Consider the following 19,626-nt stretch of genomic DNA (forward strand, 5'->3'; position numbering starts at 1 on the left):
GTTAACAATAACTTCCGAGGCACCCTTCAAATAACTCGTAAACTGGGGCTAGGACTTCGTGTCATGGAACGCACAAGTGGTTTCTTAGGAATGACGCATGAGTCTGTGATAACGCCAGCACTTCACGCCACTTGGAAGGCTCTTGCAAACGAAAAGGCCAACGAAATATGAGTAACCTCAGTGTTTATATGCTAGATCTCTTCAGCGGTATGACCCAGGTGATGGTTACGATCCTGTTTCATCGCCCAAGCTTACCAGACTGCCTCGCCCAGCATAGATTGCACCCGTTTCACCGCTACCGTTCAGTGGCACGGTTTCGATTAATAGCATGATTCATCTGACCATAATTAACAAACACGGTTTATCGAATCGCTGTTCAATTCTTTCACGCAGCAAGGAATTGTATGTCGAGAGTGCCTTGTGCATTCCCCGTTGCTATCAACAACAGTATTAAATTTTCGCGCACGATGAATAATGCCTCCGTCATCGAAACAAAACTTTGCCCGCATTGCGGGAACACAAATTCGCACAAGAATCTATTCCAATGTACAGTGCCACAAGTGTCGTATGGCCCTCACGAAACCCCGTTGGAGGGCGAATGGACACCTAAAGTGAATTATGTTCTTTTGCAGTGCCAAACGTGCAAAGACGTTTCGTTTTACTCAAAATACGAGTTTGAAAATTGGAAGGAAGCTCATCTAGAATACCCCTCTCAATACGATCTAGACTCATGTATACCAGAAGCTGTCGCTATGAACTACCGTGAAGCGAAGCGGGTTCAAAATATTTCCCCGAATGCGTTTGCGGTATTGCTCAGACGGGCACTTGAGGCTCTTTGTGACGATCGAGGACTTGCTTCCGATTCTCTCGCTAGGAGGCTCAAGGAACTCTCCAATCGAGGCGAAATTCCAAGTAAGCTCTCCGAAATTTCGACTATACTACGTGAATTGGGTAATACGGGTGCACATCACACAACGAAAAAATTAACTGTGCCGTTAACCTGGACGATGGACGAGTTCTTTCGGTCGTTGGTTGAGTACATTTATGTTGCTCCACACCGACTCGCAAAATACCAAGAGCGCTTGCAAGATTACAACAAGCGTGACCAAGTAGCTCCAGTCAGCCAGTCGTTGCCTTCTACTGAAGCGGATGGCTGACCCGTAATATTCCCTCCCCGACCCACACTCAATTTTCCGTAAACCTTGAATGACCACCGGCTTTTGCACGTCCAAATGACACGAACGTGAACCAGATTCACCAACATAACCCGCATCGCCCTGCGGCCGGTATCGCCTCGCGCGCCACGCCTTTGATCACTTGAAGGTGTCAGTAACCCGTTTTACCAACCATTTCCAATGCAATCGCACCGACAACCTTTGAGACAGCATACCGGGCAGACAGGCGGTTTTACCCTGATTGAATTGCTGGTCGTCATCGCCATCATCGCCATTCTGGCTGGCCTGCTTCTGCCTGCGTTGGCAATGGCCAAGGCCTACGCCAAGGCCACATCCTGCGCGAGCAACATGCGTCAATTATCCCTGGGTTGGCAGATCTACATGGATGATAGCACGGGGGCGCTGGTGAACAATTGCAGCCGGTCGGACACCATTACCTATCGCCAGAGCTGGGTTAACAACGTGCAGGATTGGAACACGAGCGTGGAGAACATCACCCCCTCCTTCATTTTCAGCGGCAAGCTCGCCCCGTACGTCAATAATAACCTGGCGGTGTACAAGTGTCCGTCCGATCTGTCTCAGGCCAAAAACGGGCCACGGCTCCGCAGTTATTCCATGAATGCGATGATGGGTGACCCGCTCATCAGTCCCAACCGGTTCAATCCCACCTGGACGCAATTTCTCAAGGAGTCGCAGATCCCCAACCCCTCTGGCTTCTTTGTGTTTATCGAAGAGCATCCGGACACCATCAATGACGGGTATTTCGTCAACAATTGGAACCAGATCAAATGGGGCAACCTACCCGCGTCCTTTCACAATGATTCCGCCAATCTGTCCTGGGCGGATGGACACATGGAGCGTCATCGCTGGCAGACCAACACCGTGCGCGCGCCCATCCAAGGGGCGGTGAAAGGGGGCTTTGTGCCCAATCCCACCACGGATTACCTGTGGCTGCGCGATCGGGCCAGCGTGAAAGTCAATTAGCTCGCGACGTATTCAATACTGGAAGGCACATGGTGTTTCATGCGGAAAACCAATTAATGAACATGCGATGCCGGGATTCAAAGAGCAGAAGCATGCCGCGTCTCCAAGTTGCCTGCGGCAACCTGCTTTTCCTTCTGCTGCTGGGCTGCGGTTGCTGGCTGCCAGTCCACGCTGCGTCCCTGGCGACGCCGTTCGTGGTCTCCCTCGGCGCCTTTGAGTGTGAGTTCACGCGCAGTCATCTCGACGCCATCAAGTGGCGCGACCGCTACGTGATTGGCGACCCGTTCGACAACCCACGGCCGACCGTGTGTCCGGTGTTGATGCAGGCTAACTGGCGGTTGCTGGCCCAACCGTCCGATGACGAGGCCAGTGAACCCGTGGTTGAGCAGACCGAGACGATGGTGACCGTGAAACTGGCCGGCGTGGCCAAGGAGGTTGGGGATGGTCCCGGACGCTGGTCCTGGCGCCAGACCTGGACACTGGAGCGCACAGGCCGCCTGCGGTTGGCCTACACGCTCACCCAAACCGCCACGCCGCGCGGGTCGTGGTCCATGCACCGGTTGGAATTGACCGGAAACCGGGACGAGTTGTTCATCACCCACCCGAATAAGGATAAACATACGCCGGGCAAGCCGGTGCCTATCCGCACCCGCGACGGTCGGGAGGTTGCGCCATTGTTCGGTGGTGACGGGAATATCATCAAGAACCCGGCCGAGATCAGGCTGCCTTACGCCGGCCACCAAGTGGTGCTGCGCCCCGACTCGCAAACGCGCAGCGTCGAGCTTTGGAACGGTTGGTGGCGGCAGAAAATCAACTTGTCGCTGCCGTCGGGCAAGCAAGTGGAGGCGCAGTTTGAGTTTGATCTGACCGACTTGCCAAATTTGGTCAAGCCACGCCTGGCCGTGGCGTCCCTGCCCCGCGAGCAGGAACCTTGGCGAACTGCCAAGCTCCCGCCCTTGGCGCGTCCGGCGCGTGTGCTGCGGTTCGCGCAGCAGACGCCGGGCATCATCGCCTCGAGCAAGGTAACTCCACGCAGCGAGGAGGAACTGGAGCGCTTCTTCACCGCCATGGCACCGCATTTTGACGTGATGGAGTTAGTCATTGCCTGGACCGACTGGAAATGGGATCTGGGCTGGGCCAATGGTTCGGCTTCGCGATTGCATGCCGAAGCCATCGCCGCCGAAGTGCGCAAGCAGTTGCGGATTGCTCATCGTCATGGTATTCGGCTGGCGCTGAGTCTGAATTTCGGCGATTCGGGTCCGGGCACCGGTCAACTTGAGACGCGTCGCCAACCGCAATACCAAGGCGAAACGCTTGATCCCGAGACCGGCAGTTTCATCAAAAAGCGCGACGTCTTTGATTGGTCCAGTGCCGAGGCAACCGCTCGCGCGCGGCAAGCCTGGGAGGATTGCGCACGGTTGATCGGTCCGGTGGACTACCTGTTCTTTAACGAGCCGCATTGGCGGTTAAGCACGTGGTATCAGTCGCCGTTGTTCTCCGAAGCTGCGTTGGCCGATTTCCGGCGGTTCACGGGGAATCCAACGGCGCGTTTTCCGGCCAAAGCGTACGTGCCGCCCACGCTACGCACCGATAATCAAGCCAGTCCGGCGGACTGGGGCCGTTGGTACGACTGGGCGCAAGCCAGCTTTGCGCGGATGATCGCCACGCAGGCCGGCGCGTTCGCCAAGGCCAACACCAGCAACCCGGATTATGCGGGCGCCATCTACTTCCAGAACGTCGGGTGGACCGGGCCGCAGTACGCGGTGGATTTGGATCGCCTCGCGGCGTTGCCCGAGGTGACCTGGCTGTGTGCCGAATACGTGACCGACGCCAACAGCCCGCAGTGGCTCAAGTTCCGCTACTACGCCGCGCGGCATGACCGTCGGCTGAGCAGTTTTGTGAACATCGGCCAGTACGATCCCGACGCCCCCGGGCGGGTCCGTTACGAAGGCACCGACGAGGGTTTCGCCAGTGCGGTGCGGATGGGGATCGAGGAGCATGCGCCGATGATCACCCTCTACCCGATGGACGCGCTTGATCCCAAGTCGCCCGGCTACAATCCCAAGCGTACCGCCATTTGGGATCGGCTGACCCGCGCGCCGGCACCCTGACTTCTGCGCTGGACAAAGATAATCTGAACAAAAACCATGAAATCAAATCAAAACGTTAATCAGTCATCCGCAACGAGTGTTAATCGCGTCTGGTAAACTGGTTTTCCGCGATCTGCCTTTTTTGGATCATCCTCTTAATCATCACGGACATGTCCATCGTAAAATGAATTAACCAAAAACATGCTAGCCATTTTCTCCACCATCCGCTGTTGGCGTGCCCTACTCGGATGCATTGCCAGTATAGGCGTGATTACCTTGTCTGCGGCGGCTCCCGTGGTCGTGAAACCGCAGTCAACCGATGAACTCCTCACCAATCCCGGCATGGGCTGGGAAACCTTCAACCGCCCCGGAAAAAGGGATAAGAACCTGCCGTCTTGGATTCCCTCCACCGTCAATTATGCGCGCTGGGGTTGGGGGACGCTGGAGCCGCAACCAGGCAAGCTCGATACCGCCTTTCTGGACAAAGCGCTGAAGGAAGCGCATGACTCCGGGCAAAAGCTGGCCTTTCGTGTCATGTGTTGCTCTGTCACCAAAAACCGTCCCTATCATCCCGCTTGGATCAAGGATGTCGGTGGTCGGGAAATTATCGCAGATTGGGGTGGCGTGGCACCACTGCCCATCCCCGATATGGACGATCCCGTCGTCCTTGACCGCCATCTGGATTTTATCAAGCGATTGGGCGCGCGGTACGACGGTCATCCGGACCTGGATCATCTGGATCTGGGTTCCATCGGCTGGTGGGGTGAGTGGCATCTGAGCCGCTCCACGAAAGCCAAATTACCAAGCTTGGAAAATCGCATGAAAGTGGTGAATACCTACTTGGCCGCATTCAAGAAAACGCCCTTGTTGATGTTACTCAACGGAAAAGAATGCACCACCTATGCTACCCAGCATGGAGCCGGTTGGCGCGCCGATTCGATGGGCGATCTGGGTAGCTTCTCCAAAACCTGGAATCACATGCGCAACGCCTATCCGGCTTGGATCAAAGAGACGAAGGTCCAGGACGCCTGGAAGACCGGTCCCATTGCCTACGAGCCACCCATGGAGGTGGCTGAATTTACCGAGAAAAATTGGCCGCTCCGCTGGATTTTCAATTACGCGCTGGCCTGTCACGGCAGCTACTTCAGCGGTAAGTCAGGGAAATTGCCGGAGGACCAACATTTCCGGGAAGAACTGGAGCGGTTCCTGCGCCGTCTCGGCTATCGTCTGGTCTTACAGGAACTGCAACACCCCGCTCAAGCCAAACCCGGAGCCAAACTCGACGTGTCCATGCAGTGGCAGAACATCGGTTCCGCCCCGTGTTACCAGCCGTATCGAGTCGCCTATCGGTTGGCCAATCAGAATGGGTATCAAAAAGTGATGGTCGGCAACGTCACCGTCAACCGCTGGCTTCCCGGCTCCATTGAATTGTTCACCGAGGAGTTCTTCAAGGAACCGAAGGACCTGCCACCAGGACAGGTGTATGCGGTCGCTGACACCCTCAGTCTGCCCGGCGACATTCCGCCCGGTGAATACAGCGTATCCATCGGGGTGGTCGGCGTGGCCACGGAAGAGCCGGTAGTGCGCCTCGGGATCACCGGCCGCGCTCAGGATGGCTGGTATCCGCTAAGCAAGTTGCAAGTGATCCGGTAATCATATCGTTCAGCCCGCTGTGAGCGCCGCGCGGGCATCCTCTGCAGCCCCGGTCTTTTCGAGGAAGTAATCGTAGCCGCCCACGTAGGGAACGATCTGGCCGGCGCTGACGTGCAGCACCTTGGTCGCGAGATTGCGGATGAAATGCACATCATGCGAGATGAACACCAGCGTGCCCTCGTAACGCTGGAGCGCCAGCGTGAGCGATTCGACGGTGTGAATGTCGAGATGCGTGGTCGGCTCGTCCATGAGCAGCAGGTTCGGCGGATCAACCAGGAACTTGACGAGATTGAGCCGGCTCTTCTCGCCCCCGCTTAACACCCGGGTCGGCTTGAAAATATCGTCCTTGCGGAACATGAAGGAACCCAGCACGCCGCGCGCCTCGTCTTCATGCATGGCTGGCGCGCTGGCCAACACCTCCTCAAGCACTGTTTTTTCCGGATCGAGTGTGTCGGCGCGGTGCTGGCTGAAGTAACCAATCTTGGCGTTGTGCCCGAGGTCCCGTACGCCTCTTTGAAACTCCACCACGCCTGCGAGAATTTTCAGCAGCGTGGATTTGCCCGCGCCGTTCGGCCCGACCAGCACCGTCCGTTCGCCGCGTTCGATGGTCAGGTCGAGGCCCGTGTACACCTTCGTCGCCCCATAGGCCATATGAATTCCCTCCAGGGAAACAGCGCGTTGCCCGCCGCGCGGCGGTGGCGGGATTTGAAAACGGAACGGTTTGCGCGGAGCCATCGGTTTCTCGATCAGCTCCAACCGTTCAATCTGCTTGAGCTTGCTCATGGCCTGCGAGGCCTTGGATGGCACCGCGCGAAACCGGTCCGCGAATTCCTGGAGCGCCTGGATTTCCTTCTGCTGGTTTTTATAGGCGGCCAGTTGCTGTTCGTAGCGTTCCTCCCGCTGCCGGAGGTAGTCGGTGTAGCCGCCGCTGTAATCAATAAGCTTTCTCTCCGAGATTTCATGCACTTGGGTCACCACTTCATCCATGAACTGGCGGTCATGCGAAATCAGCAGCAGCGCCCCGGAATAGTTCTTCAGGTAATTTTGCAGCCAGAGCAAGGCCAGCAAGTCCAGGTGGTTTGTTGGCTCATCCAGCAGCAGCAGATCCGGCTCCATCACCAGCAGCCGGGCCAGCCGCGCGCGCATGATCCAGCCGCCGCTCATCTCCCGCGCCTTCCGGTCAAAGTCCGTCTCACGATAGCCCAGGCCGCGCAACATTCGCTTCGCCTTCGTCTCCACCTGCGGATCGTTCAGCGCGTCATACTTCGCGTGCGTTTCCAGGTACTCCGGGCCGGAAGTCGCGCCCGCCGTCTCCAGCTCATGCAGCCGCTGCTCCAGGCGTGGCAGCTCATCCACCCGGCCCGTGGCCACTTCCAGAATGGTCTCTTCGCCATGCGCTTCGGCCTCCTGCGGGAGATGCCCGACCATGGTCCATTCATCCCGCGCCACGGTGCCGGCGTCCGGTTCCTTGTGCTTGAGGATGAGGGAAAACAACGTGGTTTTGCCCGTGCCATTCGGCCCGACCAGCCCGACGCGGTCGCCATAATTCACCCCAAACGACGCGTCTTCAAACAGCACGCGCCCGCCCAGGGACATCTTTAAATCTCGGATTGTGAGCATTAAATACAGTAGCCGCCGACGGATGACCGCCGCTACGCGAGGAAAAAATTAACCTGTCCACCGCGGAAACCGGAGCATTGGATTTGTCTGCGGCGACGAGGTGCAAAGTGTACCCCGAAATCGCCCGTCGTCAACGGCTTATTCGTTGAAACATTTAATTGGAACCCATACTATTTCTTTGCCCCACCCCGCAACAACGCCCCCTGCAAGGGATTTGTCGCGCATGGCAGCCATTGAAGTAATCTCTGAATCAATTTGCCCTGCTTGGGCAAAAAACAACAGCATGGGGTCTGGATATTTCCGTTTCTATAATCATAACAAATTACAGCACAGTTAGTTATACATAATTGACGCAAGCTGGCATGGTGGTTGCTTGAGTGCCAAGCGTGCGAATTATATGGGCATTGATCAGGTTGTTGTTGGCTTCCGTTTTCGGAAGTTCCTCCACCTGTGCGCAAGTCATCGAAGAGTTGCCGTTTGAATATCGCGAAGGTTTGATTTGGGTTCAGGTCCAAGCCGATAAACCGACTGGCACCTTGAATTTCCTGCTGGATAGCGGAGCCGAAGTAACCCCGCACACCATTCGCTGGCGTTGAACGCCAGCCAGCGCCGCTCTGGACTTATTCCAGGGCGGTTTCCATTTGTCGGCACGTGACTTGCATCAGGACGACTGTGAATTGTGCCACGGATTGTTTAAAATTTTTGATGGACAAAACAAGCCAGCCATGGTTGAGTGGAATCGTCTTAAGCACCAGCGATGAACGCATGGCAAACATGGTTGGATGGTCTGTTCAAGGCCGTTCGCGGTCGCACCGGTTGGTCCGTCGGACGCCACCGGACCAAGCGCCTTGTGCGGCGGGGCTGGCCCCTTCTGATTTTGTTCGGCTGCTTGGTTGCGGCGCTGTTTTACGTGAGCCGTGACATATTCCGACCGGCAGTAAAGCGTTTTTTTGCGGCGCGTTTTTTCCGCCAAGCCAGCCGTTATGAACAAAAAAAGGACTACGGACGGGCGGCTTTTTCAGCGCGCAAAGCGCTCAGCCTGAACGCGCAGCATGAAGACTCGCTCCGTTTGATGGCGCAAATGTCCCAAGCCATCGAATCCCCCGTCGCCATGGATTGGGGGTACCAATTGGTGGCCACCGCGCCAGCCAGTTCCAACCAGCTATTATTGGCGCGTATTGCCATGCGTTGGGAGGGGCCGCCTTACCCCACCGCCGGCCGTATTCTGCGCACGGTGGATGAGCAAGGCCGCAAAACCATCGAGTTTCATTTGGCAGCAGCGGAACTGGCCTTGAAGAATCGGCAACCCTTACAAGCAGAAGCCTATTACGAAGCCGCCTCCCGGCTGGAACCAGACAACCTTTCCCTCCAGATCAACCTGGCCTCGTTGCGCCTGCTCTCCACCAATCACGCGGCGACCATCCAGGCGGAGATCTTTCTAAAACAATATCTGGAGGATTCGCAGTATGGCACGGAGGTCTGCCGTTCGCTGCTGGCGTTCACCCGGGGCCGCAAGGATTTTCAATCCGCCAAAGCCTATTCCCGCCGTATTCTGGCCAGCTCAAAGGCGATCAAAGATCGGTTGGATTGGCTGGCCATTCTTCAGGAAAGCAATGATCCGGATTATGCCCGCAGCCTGAAAGAGGAGCAAGTCCGCGACCAGAGCAATCCCGAATTGGCAACCGCCCTGGCACTCTGGCTGGTTTCGCACAAGCATGCCACCCAAGCGCTGGCTTGGCTGCGCAGTCTCCCGCCGGGCGTGCAATCGGCGAAAGTGGTCCGGCTCGCCATGGCCGACTGTTTTGAGGCGCTTCAGGATTGGACCGGCCTGGCCAATTATTTGCGGGCCGAACAGTGGCGCGAACAGGAATCGCTCCGTTGGGCGCTGCTCGTGCGGACGTTGCGGCAGAGCGGGCATTCGGCAGAAGCCCAACTGGAATGGAACAACCTGATGGCTTGGGCCAGCCTACGGCAACCGGCCTTGGCACAGGTGTTCCGCGTGACGCGGGAATGGGGTTGGCAGCCGGAACTCGAGCTGACGGCGTGGGCGCTGTTGGAACGCTACCCGGGTGAATACACGGCGTCCGCTGAACTTCAGCGGGTGCTCTTAAAGCGGGAGGATACCCGGGGCCTTCTGCGGCTGTTCAATTTATTGTATCAAAACAACCCCACCGACACGGTGGCCAAAAACAACTTCGCCTATCTATGTCTGCTGCTGAACACCAATCTGCCGCAGGCCCATCAGTTAGCCGCCGAAGCATATCAGGCATATCCCAAAGACTGGCGGCTGGCCGCCACGTATGCATTCTCATTGCTCAGCCAGGGAAACGCCGAGGCGGCGGTAAAAGTCTATGATGCCATCCCGGTCTCGCAAATCAAGGATCCCAGCCTGATGGCCCAGTACGGCATCATCCTGGCCGGAGCTGGACGCGTCAAAATGGCCCAGTATCATTTGGAAAAAAGCGGCTCGGCAACGCTGTTGCCGGAAGAGCGCAAACTATTCAACCAAGCCGCCCAACAAGTGTTTCTGGCGCCCAAGCCCTGATGAATTCTTCGCTACCATTCCGTTTGCTGTTTCTGGCGCTGGCCGGGCTGTGGGGAGGGACGTTATATCGTCTTAGCGCCCTGTGGAGCGCTTACCCCAACTATCTATACGGCTATAGCGTCCCGTTGCTATGCCTGATGATTTTTCGCGAGCGCTGGTTGTCCCGACCGACCCCGGTTGTGCCCGTGTTTTCAGGGATGGGCTGGCTGCTTTCCCTGATCGGTTTGACGGGGTGGGGAATGTCCCGGCTGGCCTTTGAAGTGATGCCCACCTGGCGGCTGGCCGCTTGGGGTATGACCCTCTCGCTGATCTGCATCACGCTAGGAGTGGTGTATTCCATAGGGGGACGGGCCTGGGTGCGGCACTTCATATTGCCAGTTGGTTTCCTCCTGCTGGCCGTGCCTTGGCCCATGAGCTTGGAACAACCCATCATCGCCAAGGCGTCTTCCTGGGTGACCAGTATCACCATGTCCATTTTAACCCTGGCCACGGTCCCGGCGATTCGCCATGGCAACCTGATCGAAATCAGTACCGGCGTAGTCGGCATTGACGAGGCATGCAGCGGCATTCGTTCGTTGCAGGGCACGCTGATGGTCAGCTTGTTCCTGGGCGAAATTTTCCGGCTAACCACCGCTCGCCGCGGACTCTTGCTGGCAACGGGGCTGGCCTCCGCGCTGCTCCTAAACATCCTTCGTACCACCTCGCTGGTGTGGTGGGGAGACGTGAACGGGGTGGCGGCTTTGGCCAGGTTCCACGACCAAGCTGGCTTTGGTGTGCTGGGGGCCAACCTGATTGTCCTGGCGGTGGTCTCCTGGCGCTGGCGTTCCAGCCTTGGGTTGGGCGCGGTAGCTGGTCCAATCCCGCCGGTCACCGCCAACCCGCGATTGACAGTGCCCTTCAGTTACAGTCTTACCATGGTCGTACTGTTGGTGCTGGCGGAGGGCGGCACGTGGTTGTGGTTTGTGGCGCCCGCCGGCGGACGGACGGGGCCGGATTGGAAATTTGCCGGTCCACCCGCAGGCGTTCGCGCGCGGTCGGGTCCGCTCACCGCTGGACAGCAGGAACTATTGCAAACAGACGAGAGCATCAAATGCGAGTGGATGGACGATCAAGGTTTTTACTGGAAGGTTTTTTATTTGCGTTGGTTGCCGGCCGGCCATTTGCATGGGTTAACCAGAGTGAACAATGCGTTTCATCCCACGGACGTGTGCCTGGCCGGAGCCGGGAAAACCTTGTTGGAGCCTCCCCGTGTCCTTACCTTCAAAGTTCACGACGTCGAGTTTCTGGCCCGTGAATTCCATGCCGACGATTCGGGACGGGATTTGTTGGTTCAGCAGGCCCATTGGACCAAGGGTGCCAACATCAATACCTATTGGCTGATGGATCCCACTCAGGCGTCCACCAAGCTGGCACTATCCCAGGCTTGGCGCATGATTGCCGACCGTCAGAAACCCACCGCGACCGAGCACCGGGTGATTCTCGTTGGCGTGTGGGTGCCGCCAAAGACCCCGGTGGATCGGGCAGTCATCCTGAATTGCCTCAACGGGTTGATCCGACCCGGTTAAACCGATTCACCGTTTGCCGTTCAGCGCCTCGACTTCATACGCCAGCAGGCAGGCATGCATGGCTTCGGCGTCGGGCGCGTCGCGCAGTTGGGTGAGCAGTTCCGTCTTTTGGGCCACCAAACATAAACGTGCCAGCGAATGCAGGTGAAACCGCTCATCCTGGCAACAGATTAAAAAGAACAGGTCCGTGGGTTGGTTGTCTGGCGCGCCAAAGAAGATGCCCTGCAGGGTCCGGCCAACCACCATGAATGAAGTTTCAAACAAGTAATGCTGGTAATGGCGCGGATGCGGCACCGCCAGGCCACCGGGCAGCGCAGTGGAGCAAAGCGCCTCCCGTTCCTCCAAGCTGGTCAGCAGTTCCCGCTCATCCATGACCAGCCCGGTGGACTGCGCCAAATGCACCAGTTCCCGCAGAACGGAGGCCCGCGTCTTGGCCGCCAGCGCGGGCGCAATATGTTCCTGCTTGATCATCAATGGCAGGATGGCGCCCGAGGCAAAAAGATCCCGGGTGGCATGCGTGGATTTTTGATGATAGTCCGCCAATCGGCGCGCTTCAAACCCCAGGATTCGTTGCGAGGCCCAGGTTTCAATTTCCTGCTTGCGAAATACCAACCGATCCCCTCGCTTCTCGAATGGGATTTCCTGTCGTTTTACAAGCGTTTCGACATCCGTATGGGTCAGGTGCAGGTACTGCGCCACTTCCTCCAAGTTGTATATGCGAAAAGACATAATCGTAGTGGGTTACTTGGGGGAAGCCGTAAGGCGCCGGATTTCCTCATCCAAGTATTGAATGCGCGCCACCACCCAAGTTTTCATTTGTGCCACATCTTCCGCCCAAGTGATTCGATCATGATACGGCCCCTGATTCCCGGGCCAACGGGTGGCATTGCGGCTGGCGGCGTCCCCAAGCGTCCTGGCATTCTCATCTATCAGGGCCTGCACCGCACCGGCCGAAAATTGATGGTCGCGCAGATGTTTCCAGCGTACCCCGAACCGTTGGCGGAACGCCGCGTTCTCAAGCAGGCGGTCGAACAGATGGTTAGACAGCCAATCGTTGGGCGGCATGGCGGAGGAATCCCAGTCGCGCCCGAAGGTGCCATCGTAATCCCACGGCGCAAAGAAAAAGAGCGGGGCGGGCGTGTTGGTGGCGTATCCATCACGACCGAGGAAATAGTTCTTGGTGATGCCATCGCTATTACTGTTCAGGAGAACCAGTAGATAAAAATCCATGGCATTGTCCAGATCCAAACGGGAACCAATCCCGGTTTGCGGGTGCTCGAACGCTTCCCGGGGGGCGGTACTCACAAACTGGTTGAAGGCATCCATGGGTTCCCAATACGGTTTGATCTCGGCATTGGGTTCCCGCTGCTCATAGCCTGCATGTCCGGGGGCGCTGAAATTGGCCGGATGATCAACCGCCTTGTACAGGCAGGCGTGGTTGACGTCATTGCTATTGTACCCGTGCCACCCCAACAGATGCCGGTCCACCCGCTCCATTAACAAATAAACGCCCTGATAATCCTGGTTCAGGTACACCTCCACAAAACGGCTCCCGGACGCAAAGCGCGGCGCGCCGGGAGCGGACAATGAGCGGAACAGGTCATAGCCCAACTTGTGCCGCATGAGCGAGCGGTCAATATACGCCGCATTGAGAATCCAATGCGCACTCGGACGAAAATCCAGCAGGGGAACCGCATTGGTCAACGCGAGATTGTATGACTTCTTGGGGTAGCTGCGGGAGGTTCCGCCATGGATGCGGGAGGTGCCCTGGATGACGTTGGTCTGCCCGCTGATTACGCCCTTGGGGGACAACATCCGCAACGTGAGCGACGCTTTTTGGTCGGTGGCAATGGACTCTTTGGCCTCCAGCAGCAGGACCGGCAGATTCAGTTCATACGTGCCCAACGCAAACGGGGCGGGTGGATTCGTATTGGTTTGCGCACCAGCAAGCGCTCCACATAGCACGGCCAGTCCGACCAGGAGTGGTCGAAGGCCGATCAGTTCAAGCAGGGCGCGTTTCACAAAGGACAGGCTAACATGAACAGGGAACTGGCTGCACGTTGAAAAACAGCGAAAAGCGGACGGCGGGTCAACGCTGCATCAAGCTCCCAGCAACGGGAACGGCCTGTGCTTCCGTACCCCCCGTCCTTCTCCCCCACGAGGGAGAAGGTGCCCGCAGGGCGGTTGAGGAAGACCACCGAACTGTTCCGCATCCACCGTCTTATTGGTTTCGTTATTCACGACTCATGCTCAGAGTAAAAATCGAAAAAGTTGCACGCGCAAAGTACCAAACCCTTTAACCCGACGACTCAAACTCTGTCAAAGCTCGACCATCTGGGCCGTGAGCAGCCGTGGCGTCCGCCATAACAACCGGCTTCTGTGTGCCGTTGGGAGCGTAAAATACTACTCAAAATGAAGAGACCAACTGCGACGAGCAGCAATGTGGAAAACTTGGGCATCCGCATGGTGGCCTAACGACCAGCATCAGCGGCGGGAGCCAGCCACTGATGATGTTGGATTTTTCTCTCAAGGAAAACGGCTGGAGCCAGTCCGCTGTATGCTATAGTTGGAGGCTTCATTTGTTGGAGGCTTCATTTTTTAATGTTCGATATATTTCCTCCAATATTTCCTCGAAGCTCGATTTAGTAATGGCATTTGTGAGACGAATTCCCTCAGCAATCAAATAGGTATTTTCAGCCTTATTGCAAAGTAATGACTTGGAAAAACAAATTGCATGGGTATCCCCTTCGAAGCGGTGTACCACGATTGAGCCCGTGAAATAGTTAGTTTGCGTCTCGTAGTGTTTCCGCAATTGACGAACGGTGAGAGCAGCAACCTTGTCAGGAGGAACATATTGCCAAAAAGTTGATTTCCCCGCATCAGTGTTGATGTGTGGCTCATAAACCACAGGCGTGGTTCTATTGCAGCCACTAAGTAAAAGCACAAGGCCGAGAATAAGATGTTCGAGTTTCACTTTGTTCTTCAACGCAAAGGTCAGCGGCGCGAGCCAGCCGCCCCCTGGGGTTGAATTCGGTTTATTGCGTAACGGATGGTTTCCACCCGCTGGATGCTTTGGTTGGCCGAGTTCATCCCTTACTTTTTCTAGCGCGGCAATGAACTTGATTAACTTGTACTCCTGAGCCAGTTGAAGAGTGTGTGCAATGTCGTGTCCCCATTCAAACCATGGAGTTACGTAACGCTCTACCCGCTCCAGCAGGTCAAGTTGGATGGCATCTGTTGACGAGTCCGCTCGCACCTTCCACCAGAAGTCCTGGTGCTCAGGCATGATATGTCCGATACAGCGGAAGACCGTGCAATGCGAAACCGAGAATGGCATACGGTCAACCGAACGTCCCAACAGCTCCTGAGCGCGGGGCCAGCAAATGCCGATATGTACCGTAAAGCTCGTGCTGCTCTTTGATCCCCATGGACTCTTTTGCACTCCAAGGACATCAAACCCATTGGTGAACGGACGGGCGAACGAATTGCCACGACGCCGAAACCCGAACGTCTTCAGGAACGGCGAAAGTCCGTTGCGAACCATGGCGTCAATACTCTCGGTGGCGTTCATGTGCTTACGGCCAACAGTATTATTGAACGAACTTTTCGTTCATTGTTACAGGTGGCAGGTTTTTCGTCATGGTGCTGACACTCCCCAAAACTATGCCTGTGATCAATGCGAAAAAGTCGTTGCTGGAAAATCGTTTCAGCATGGCGTTTTCCGGATCACGCTTGCTCCGTTGCTCCCATTCCGCCCTTTTCTTCCAGGCGGCGGAACAGCAGCCGCTCAGTGCCAGTGTGCTGCCAAATCCCCCCGGCTTCCACCAATCCAAACCCACGCCCGTATGCCGGTCCGTTGGCGACGCACGCATCCGTTCGGTTAGCTCGCACCTGGGCACGCGCTTTATTCAGCACCTCCTCGCGCTTCCCTTCCACTTCATACTTCCATCCCACCACTACCGCTTTGGGAAACCAGTCGCGCAAACTGGCGATGAGTTTGGGCGTGGGCACCAGCTCGGCCAGCAATGAACCGGCGCGGGTGGTGAATTTGCCGGACCGAATGCGCCGCAGCCCGCCATCCGGCCGTCGCTGATAGACGCCGCCGAACCCGAAGTCACTCACGGCCGCCGCGTGGAACACGGCATCCATACGTTGGCGGGACGCCCGGCGCAACTGCTGCGCCAGATCGGTGGTGGTGGTAAAAACGTGAACTTTATCCGCGTGGCATTCTCCGCGCCAGGTGCTGTAGTAACCGATCAGCAGCGTGACGTGGTGGCCACGCTGCACGAGGTGATTGGCCAGCAGGGTACCCAGACGGCCAGTGGAGAAATTGGTCAGTCGGCGCACCGCGTCCAGGTTTTCGTACGTGGGCCCGGCCGTGATCAGGCAACGCATGTTGCGGAGGAATGGTTGACGGTCCTCGGGCTGCTGCCGCTTAGCCGTTGAACACAACAATCACGCCGTAATCTTCCAACAGTTTTTGCGTGGCCGGGTCCAGGTGCGTGTAGCCGATGGGGTGAATGGCAATCACATCCTTTTGCCCGATTTTTTGTAAAAACTCGGAGACGATTTCGTCAAAACGATCCCTGCCCAATTCGTGGCATTCCACGTGGCGGATGGTGCGGATGCGGATGCGGCGGTCACTTTCCTTGGCGGCCACCTCCAAAGGCTTGTTCGCCTTTTTGATCAACACCTCGACGGGGCCTTCCCGGGTCGGCACTGCGAAATGTTTATCCTCTTTGGCGGCGGCGGAGGCGCTGCTCGGGTTCATGCCGCTATCGCCTTTTTCGCCCTCGGCCGGAGGCGCAGCGCTGGCTTCCGGCGCCGCCTCGGTGGGCAGCGCCCCGGGTTCCGCCTCCGGTGGCATCTGCCTGACTTCCCCGACCTTGGTTTCCTCCGAAGGAGCGGGAATCAGAATACTTGAATTACACGCGGGGCACTGGATTTCAGAACCAGCACCAGCGGCATCCACCTCGAGTTCCTGCCCACAACCCGGGCATTTAAAGATGATGTCCATACGCTTATTATTTGCCGACGTTCTGCCGCATACTATTCACGGTTGGTTGAAATGACCAGCGCAAAGATTGACCAATTTATTGTTCCGCCAACCGTCCCCCGCTTCACTCAAAGTTGGGTTGCAGTTTCTTCACGCGCGGATACACCGGGGAATCCGGCCCAATGCGCCCCCGCACCTCCCGGTACACCCGCTTGGCTTCGGCGGTATCCGTCAGGGCGGCCAAGGTGACATAATCCAGTTGAATCCAGGCTTTGCGGGGATCTTTTAACGCCGGCGCGTCAGCATACTTGGTGAGGAAACGTTTTAGTCCAACTGCGCCCTGGTGTTCGGCATTGGCATAATCATTCTCCATCATTGGGGGAAAGGAATCCATCCCTGGTGGCACGGGGTTGGCCACTTGGTTGGTGGGTTCGTGGGGACGCGTGTTGGTGCGATAGGTCTCCCAATATTCAAATAACGCATAGGCGCCCCAGATCAGGACCACCACCAGAAACACCGTCAAAATTCTATTGCTCATAGTCGTCTCCACTTTTGCCGTCCGGCCTTATCGCCGTCAGCATGCGTGGCCGGTCAGTATAATCCTTTTTAACCGCCGTTACAACCCATTCCCGCGCGGAAAAAATTGGTTGAATTTCCAGTTCCTGCCCGTCCCCGAATTCCACCAGGCAACCGCCCTTGGATTTGAGGTGCGCCGGGGCCTCGTCCGCCAGTCGGCGGTAATAATCCAAACCGTCCGCCCCACCATCCAACGCGGTATGCGGATCGTGATCCCGCACCTCGGGCTGTAATCCGGGCAGGTCACCCGTGGGAATGTAAGGCGGGTTGGAGACGATCAAATCAAAACGCGTTTCCCTGGGCAGTTGCGCGAAACCGTCACTGGCGTAAAACTCGATCCGATCAGCCACGCCGTGGCGGGCGGCATTTTGTCGCGCCAACGCCAATGCCTCCGGCGAAATGTCCAACGCCATAATCCGGGCCAGCGGAAGCTTCACGGCCAGGTAAATCGCCAGGCACCCGCTACCGGTGCCAAAATCGAGAATACTGACGGCGGGATGAACTTGGGCTGGCGACTCGGCGGAGTCGCTGGGCCGGGTGGTGATGAATTCCAACGCGGCCTCCGCCAGCAACTCGGTTTCCGGTCGCGGGATCAACGCACGACGATCCACCGCCAGTTCCAGACCGCAGAAGACCACGGTGCCAAGCAAGTGTTGCAACGGTTCACGGTTACCCCGCCGCCGCAGTAACTCGCGCATCCGTTCCAATACCGGCTCGGCGAGCGGCTTGTCAAAGGTGAGATACAACTTCAGCCGGGGCATCCCCAGCACTTGGGCCAACAACAGCTCGCTTTGCAGGCGTGGCGAATCCACACCTTTCTTTTCCAGAAACGCGGTGCTCTTTTGAATGATTTCCAAAACCGTCACCCCGGCAGCATAAGCGGCGGCGGCAAACCCTTCAAGCCTGACGGTGGGCTAGATGAGATTGGAATTAATTGGCGCGCCCGGGCTCGCGGCTGCCTTTGCCGATGCGTTTGGTCAGCGAGTCGCCCAATTCCTCACGCGCCTGCTCCGCTTCGGCTTCGAGCTGCCGGGCAATCTCTGGATGCTTGGCGGCCAGGTCCGTGGTCTCGCTGATGTCCGCGACCAGATCGTACAGTTCCGCTTGCTCAAGCTTGCGCTGTTCGTACGGGGCCGGCTTGCCGTCGCGCCCGCCCGGTTTACCGCCCAAGGTGCGGTAGGTGTGCGGAAATTGCAGTTTCCAGCGGCCATCACCGGACGTCACCGCCTGAAGTTGGTTGACTTCATAGTAAAACCAGTATGAAGAATGCGGGTTCTTGGCGCCCGGTTGCCCGCTGATGATGGGCCAGACATCCAGGCCGTCAATTGGCTGTTTGGGCAACTCGGCGCCAATCCGCTTCGCGATGGTGGGCAACAGATCAATCGTCATCAGCATGTCCCGGGATTCTGTTCCGGCGGGGATTTTGCCGGGCCAGCGCATGATGCACGGTTCGCGCGTGCCGCCTTCCCAGTTGGACCCCTTGCCCTCGCGCAACGGATACGCGGAGCCGGCGTGGTTGCCATAACTCAGCCAGGGACCATTGTCCGAGGTAAAAATAACCCAGGTGTTCTCCTCCAACCCGTGGCGTTTAAGCGCCGCCACAATCTCGCCCACCGACCAGTCAATTTCCGCGATCACGTCGCCATACAAGCCGAGTTCGGTTTTACCCCGAAACTTGTCGCTGACGTGCAACGGCACATGCGGCATATTATGCGCCACGTAGAGCAGGAAGGGATGCACCTTGTTTTGTTCGATAAATTTCACCGCGTGTTCCGTGTACCAAGTGGTGAGTTGGTTTTGTTCCGCGTGCTGGACGTTGGTGATGACGATCTTATCCCCCTCATACATGGGCAGATCGGGATAACCGCGTTTGCGGGCGGGGGAGTTGGGCGGCAAATCCACCAGGCTCGGGTGCAGCGGCCACATGTCGTTGGAATACGGCAACCCGAAATATTCATCAAACCCGTGGCGCATCGGCAGGAATTGGGGGCGATCCCCCAAGTGCCATTTGCCGAACATCCCGGTGGCATACCCGCGCTGCTTCATCAACTGGGCGAGGGTCAGTTCCGAATCACTGATGCCGGTTTTCGAGCCCGGCCCGAGGGCTCCGTGAATGCCGATCCGGTTTGGATAACAGCCCGTCAACAACCCCGCGCGCGAGGCGGAACATACGGGTTGCGCAACATGGAAATTGCGGAAGATGCAGCCCTCGGATGCCAAGTGATCCAGGTGGGGTGTCTTAAAACCTTTGGCGCCGAAGACCCCCACGTCGGCATACCCTTGGTCATCCGTGAAAATGATGACCACGTTGGGCCGGGCAGGATCGGCGGCGGACGTGGCGGTGGGCACAAGAATCCAGACAGCGGCCATGAGGGTGACCACCGCCAAGCAAAGACATGATGCAGGCTTCATCAAGGCATTT

The 19,626-nt window shown here is 57.3% G+C and carries 16 protein-coding genes; 7 read left to right on the plus strand and 9 right to left on the minus strand.

Annotation, left to right across the window (positions count from 1 at the left end; all coding sequences use genetic code 11):
• Positions 1 to 752 precede the first annotated feature (752 nt).
• From WCO56_12145 to WCO56_12160, 4 genes are all read left to right on the plus strand, one after another.
• On the plus strand, positions 753 to 1,157 hold the full coding sequence (locus tag WCO56_12145; GenBank protein ID MEI7730318.1) for a DUF4145 domain-containing protein: 405 nt from the start codon (positions 753 to 755) through the stop codon (positions 1,155 to 1,157).
• Between the two features lie 219 nt (positions 1,158 to 1,376).
• Entirely contained in the window at positions 1,377 to 2,159 is a 783-nt protein-coding gene (locus WCO56_12150; protein ID MEI7730319.1) for a prepilin-type N-terminal cleavage/methylation domain-containing protein, read from the plus strand.
• 92 nt (positions 2,160 to 2,251) lie between these two features.
• Entirely contained in the window at positions 2,252 to 4,270 is a 2,019-nt protein-coding gene (locus WCO56_12155) for a hypothetical protein (protein ID MEI7730320.1), read from the plus strand.
• Between the two features lie 180 nt (positions 4,271 to 4,450).
• On the plus strand, positions 4,451 to 5,902 hold the full coding sequence (locus tag WCO56_12160; protein ID MEI7730321.1) for a DUF4832 domain-containing protein: 1,452 nt from the start codon (positions 4,451 to 4,453) through the stop codon (positions 5,900 to 5,902).
• 9 nt (positions 5,903 to 5,911) lie between these two features.
• On the opposite strand, the gene WCO56_12165 is transcribed toward WCO56_12160, so the two are convergent.
• The gene (locus WCO56_12165) at positions 5,912 to 7,522 is read right to left on the minus strand and encodes an ABC-F family ATP-binding cassette domain-containing protein (protein ID MEI7730322.1); all 1,611 of its coding nucleotides are present in this window, start codon (positions 7,520 to 7,522) and stop codon (positions 5,912 to 5,914) included.
• A 419-nt stretch (positions 7,523 to 7,941) separates the two neighbouring features.
• On the opposite strand from WCO56_12165, the gene WCO56_12170 reads away from it, so the two are divergent.
• From WCO56_12170 to WCO56_12180, 3 genes are all read left to right on the plus strand, one after another.
• On the plus strand, positions 7,942 to 8,118 hold the full coding sequence (locus WCO56_12170) for a hypothetical protein (protein ID MEI7730323.1): 177 nt from the start codon (positions 7,942 to 7,944) through the stop codon (positions 8,116 to 8,118).
• A 161-nt stretch (positions 8,119 to 8,279) separates the two neighbouring features.
• Entirely contained in the window at positions 8,280 to 10,067 is a 1,788-nt protein-coding gene (locus WCO56_12175) for a hypothetical protein (protein MEI7730324.1), read from the plus strand.
• Complete coding sequence (locus tag WCO56_12180; GenBank protein ID MEI7730325.1) at positions 10,067 to 11,632, plus strand: exosortase/archaeosortase family protein; 1,566 nt, start codon at positions 10,067 to 10,069, stop codon at positions 11,630 to 11,632. The genes WCO56_12175 and WCO56_12180 overlap by 1 nt, the downstream gene beginning before the upstream one ends.
• A 6-nt stretch (positions 11,633 to 11,638) precedes the next feature.
• On the opposite strand, the gene WCO56_12185 is transcribed toward WCO56_12180, so the two are convergent.
• From WCO56_12185 to WCO56_12220, 8 genes are all read right to left on the minus strand, one after another.
• Positions 11,639 to 12,361, minus strand: a complete 723-nt coding sequence (locus WCO56_12185; protein ID MEI7730326.1) for a PTS sugar transporter subunit IIA — start codon at positions 12,359 to 12,361, stop codon at positions 11,639 to 11,641.
• A 12-nt stretch (positions 12,362 to 12,373) separates the two neighbouring features.
• Positions 12,374 to 13,654: a CotH kinase family protein gene (locus tag WCO56_12190; GenBank protein MEI7730327.1), complete on the minus strand. Its 1,281-nt coding sequence runs from the start codon at positions 13,652 to 13,654 to the stop codon at positions 12,374 to 12,376.
• A 553-nt stretch (positions 13,655 to 14,207) separates the two neighbouring features.
• Complete coding sequence (locus tag WCO56_12195) at positions 14,208 to 15,203, minus strand: DUF4304 domain-containing protein (protein ID MEI7730328.1); 996 nt, start codon at positions 15,201 to 15,203, stop codon at positions 14,208 to 14,210.
• A 155-nt stretch (positions 15,204 to 15,358) separates the two neighbouring features.
• Entirely contained in the window at positions 15,359 to 16,027 is a 669-nt protein-coding gene (locus WCO56_12200) for a phosphopantothenoylcysteine decarboxylase (protein ID MEI7730329.1), read from the minus strand.
• A 40-nt stretch (positions 16,028 to 16,067) separates the two neighbouring features.
• Positions 16,068 to 16,649: a hypothetical protein gene (locus WCO56_12205; protein MEI7730330.1), complete on the minus strand. Its 582-nt coding sequence runs from the start codon at positions 16,647 to 16,649 to the stop codon at positions 16,068 to 16,070.
• Positions 16,650 to 16,752: 103 nt separating this feature from the next.
• On the minus strand, positions 16,753 to 17,166 hold the full coding sequence (locus WCO56_12210) for a hypothetical protein (protein ID MEI7730331.1): 414 nt from the start codon (positions 17,164 to 17,166) through the stop codon (positions 16,753 to 16,755).
• The gene (gene prmC, locus WCO56_12215; GenBank protein MEI7730332.1) at positions 17,156 to 18,070 is read right to left on the minus strand and encodes a peptide chain release factor N(5)-glutamine methyltransferase; all 915 of its coding nucleotides are present in this window, start codon (positions 18,068 to 18,070) and stop codon (positions 17,156 to 17,158) included. The genes WCO56_12210 and prmC overlap by 11 nt, the downstream gene beginning before the upstream one ends.
• 64 nt (positions 18,071 to 18,134) lie before the next feature.
• Positions 18,135 to 19,616, minus strand: coding sequence for a sulfatase (locus WCO56_12220; protein MEI7730333.1), 1,482 nt, complete (start codon positions 19,614 to 19,616; stop codon positions 18,135 to 18,137).
• Positions 19,617 to 19,626 lie beyond the last annotated feature (10 nt).

It is taken from the genome of Verrucomicrobiota bacterium, from assembly GCA_037139415.1.
GTDB lineage: Bacteria > Verrucomicrobiota > Verrucomicrobiia > Limisphaerales > Fontisphaeraceae > JBAXGN01.

Excerpts from the sequence above, each read along its gene's own strand:
- WCO56_12210 (MEI7730331.1), bottom strand. The coding sequence starts at position 17,166 with ATGAGCAATAGAATTTTGACGGTGTTTCTGGTGGTGGTCCTGATCTGG.
- WCO56_12205 (MEI7730330.1), bottom strand. The coding sequence starts at position 16,649 with ATGGACATCATCTTTAAATGCCCGGGTTGTGGGCAGGAACTCGAGGTG.
- WCO56_12175 (MEI7730324.1), top strand. The coding sequence starts at position 8,280 with ATGAACGCATGGCAAACATGGTTGGATGGTCTGTTCAAGGCCGTTCGC.
- WCO56_12145 (MEI7730318.1), top strand. The coding sequence starts at position 753 with ATGAACTACCGTGAAGCGAAGCGGGTTCAAAATATTTCCCCGAATGCG.
- WCO56_12220 (MEI7730333.1), bottom strand. The coding sequence starts at position 19,616 with ATGAAGCCTGCATCATGTCTTTGCTTGGCGGTGGTCACCCTCATGGCC.
- WCO56_12195 (MEI7730328.1), bottom strand. The coding sequence starts at position 15,203 with ATGAACGCCACCGAGAGTATTGACGCCATGGTTCGCAACGGACTTTCG.
- WCO56_12160 (MEI7730321.1), top strand. The coding sequence starts at position 4,451 with ATGCTAGCCATTTTCTCCACCATCCGCTGTTGGCGTGCCCTACTCGGA.
- WCO56_12185 (MEI7730326.1), bottom strand. The coding sequence starts at position 12,361 with ATGTCTTTTCGCATATACAACTTGGAGGAAGTGGCGCAGTACCTGCAC.
- WCO56_12200 (MEI7730329.1), bottom strand. The coding sequence starts at position 16,027 with ATGCGTTGCCTGATCACGGCCGGGCCCACGTACGAAAACCTGGACGCG.
- WCO56_12155 (MEI7730320.1), top strand. The coding sequence starts at position 2,252 with ATGCCGCGTCTCCAAGTTGCCTGCGGCAACCTGCTTTTCCTTCTGCTG.
- WCO56_12180 (MEI7730325.1), top strand. The coding sequence starts at position 10,067 with ATGAATTCTTCGCTACCATTCCGTTTGCTGTTTCTGGCGCTGGCCGGG.
- WCO56_12165 (MEI7730322.1), bottom strand. The coding sequence starts at position 7,522 with ATGCTCACAATCCGAGATTTAAAGATGTCCCTGGGCGGGCGCGTGCTG.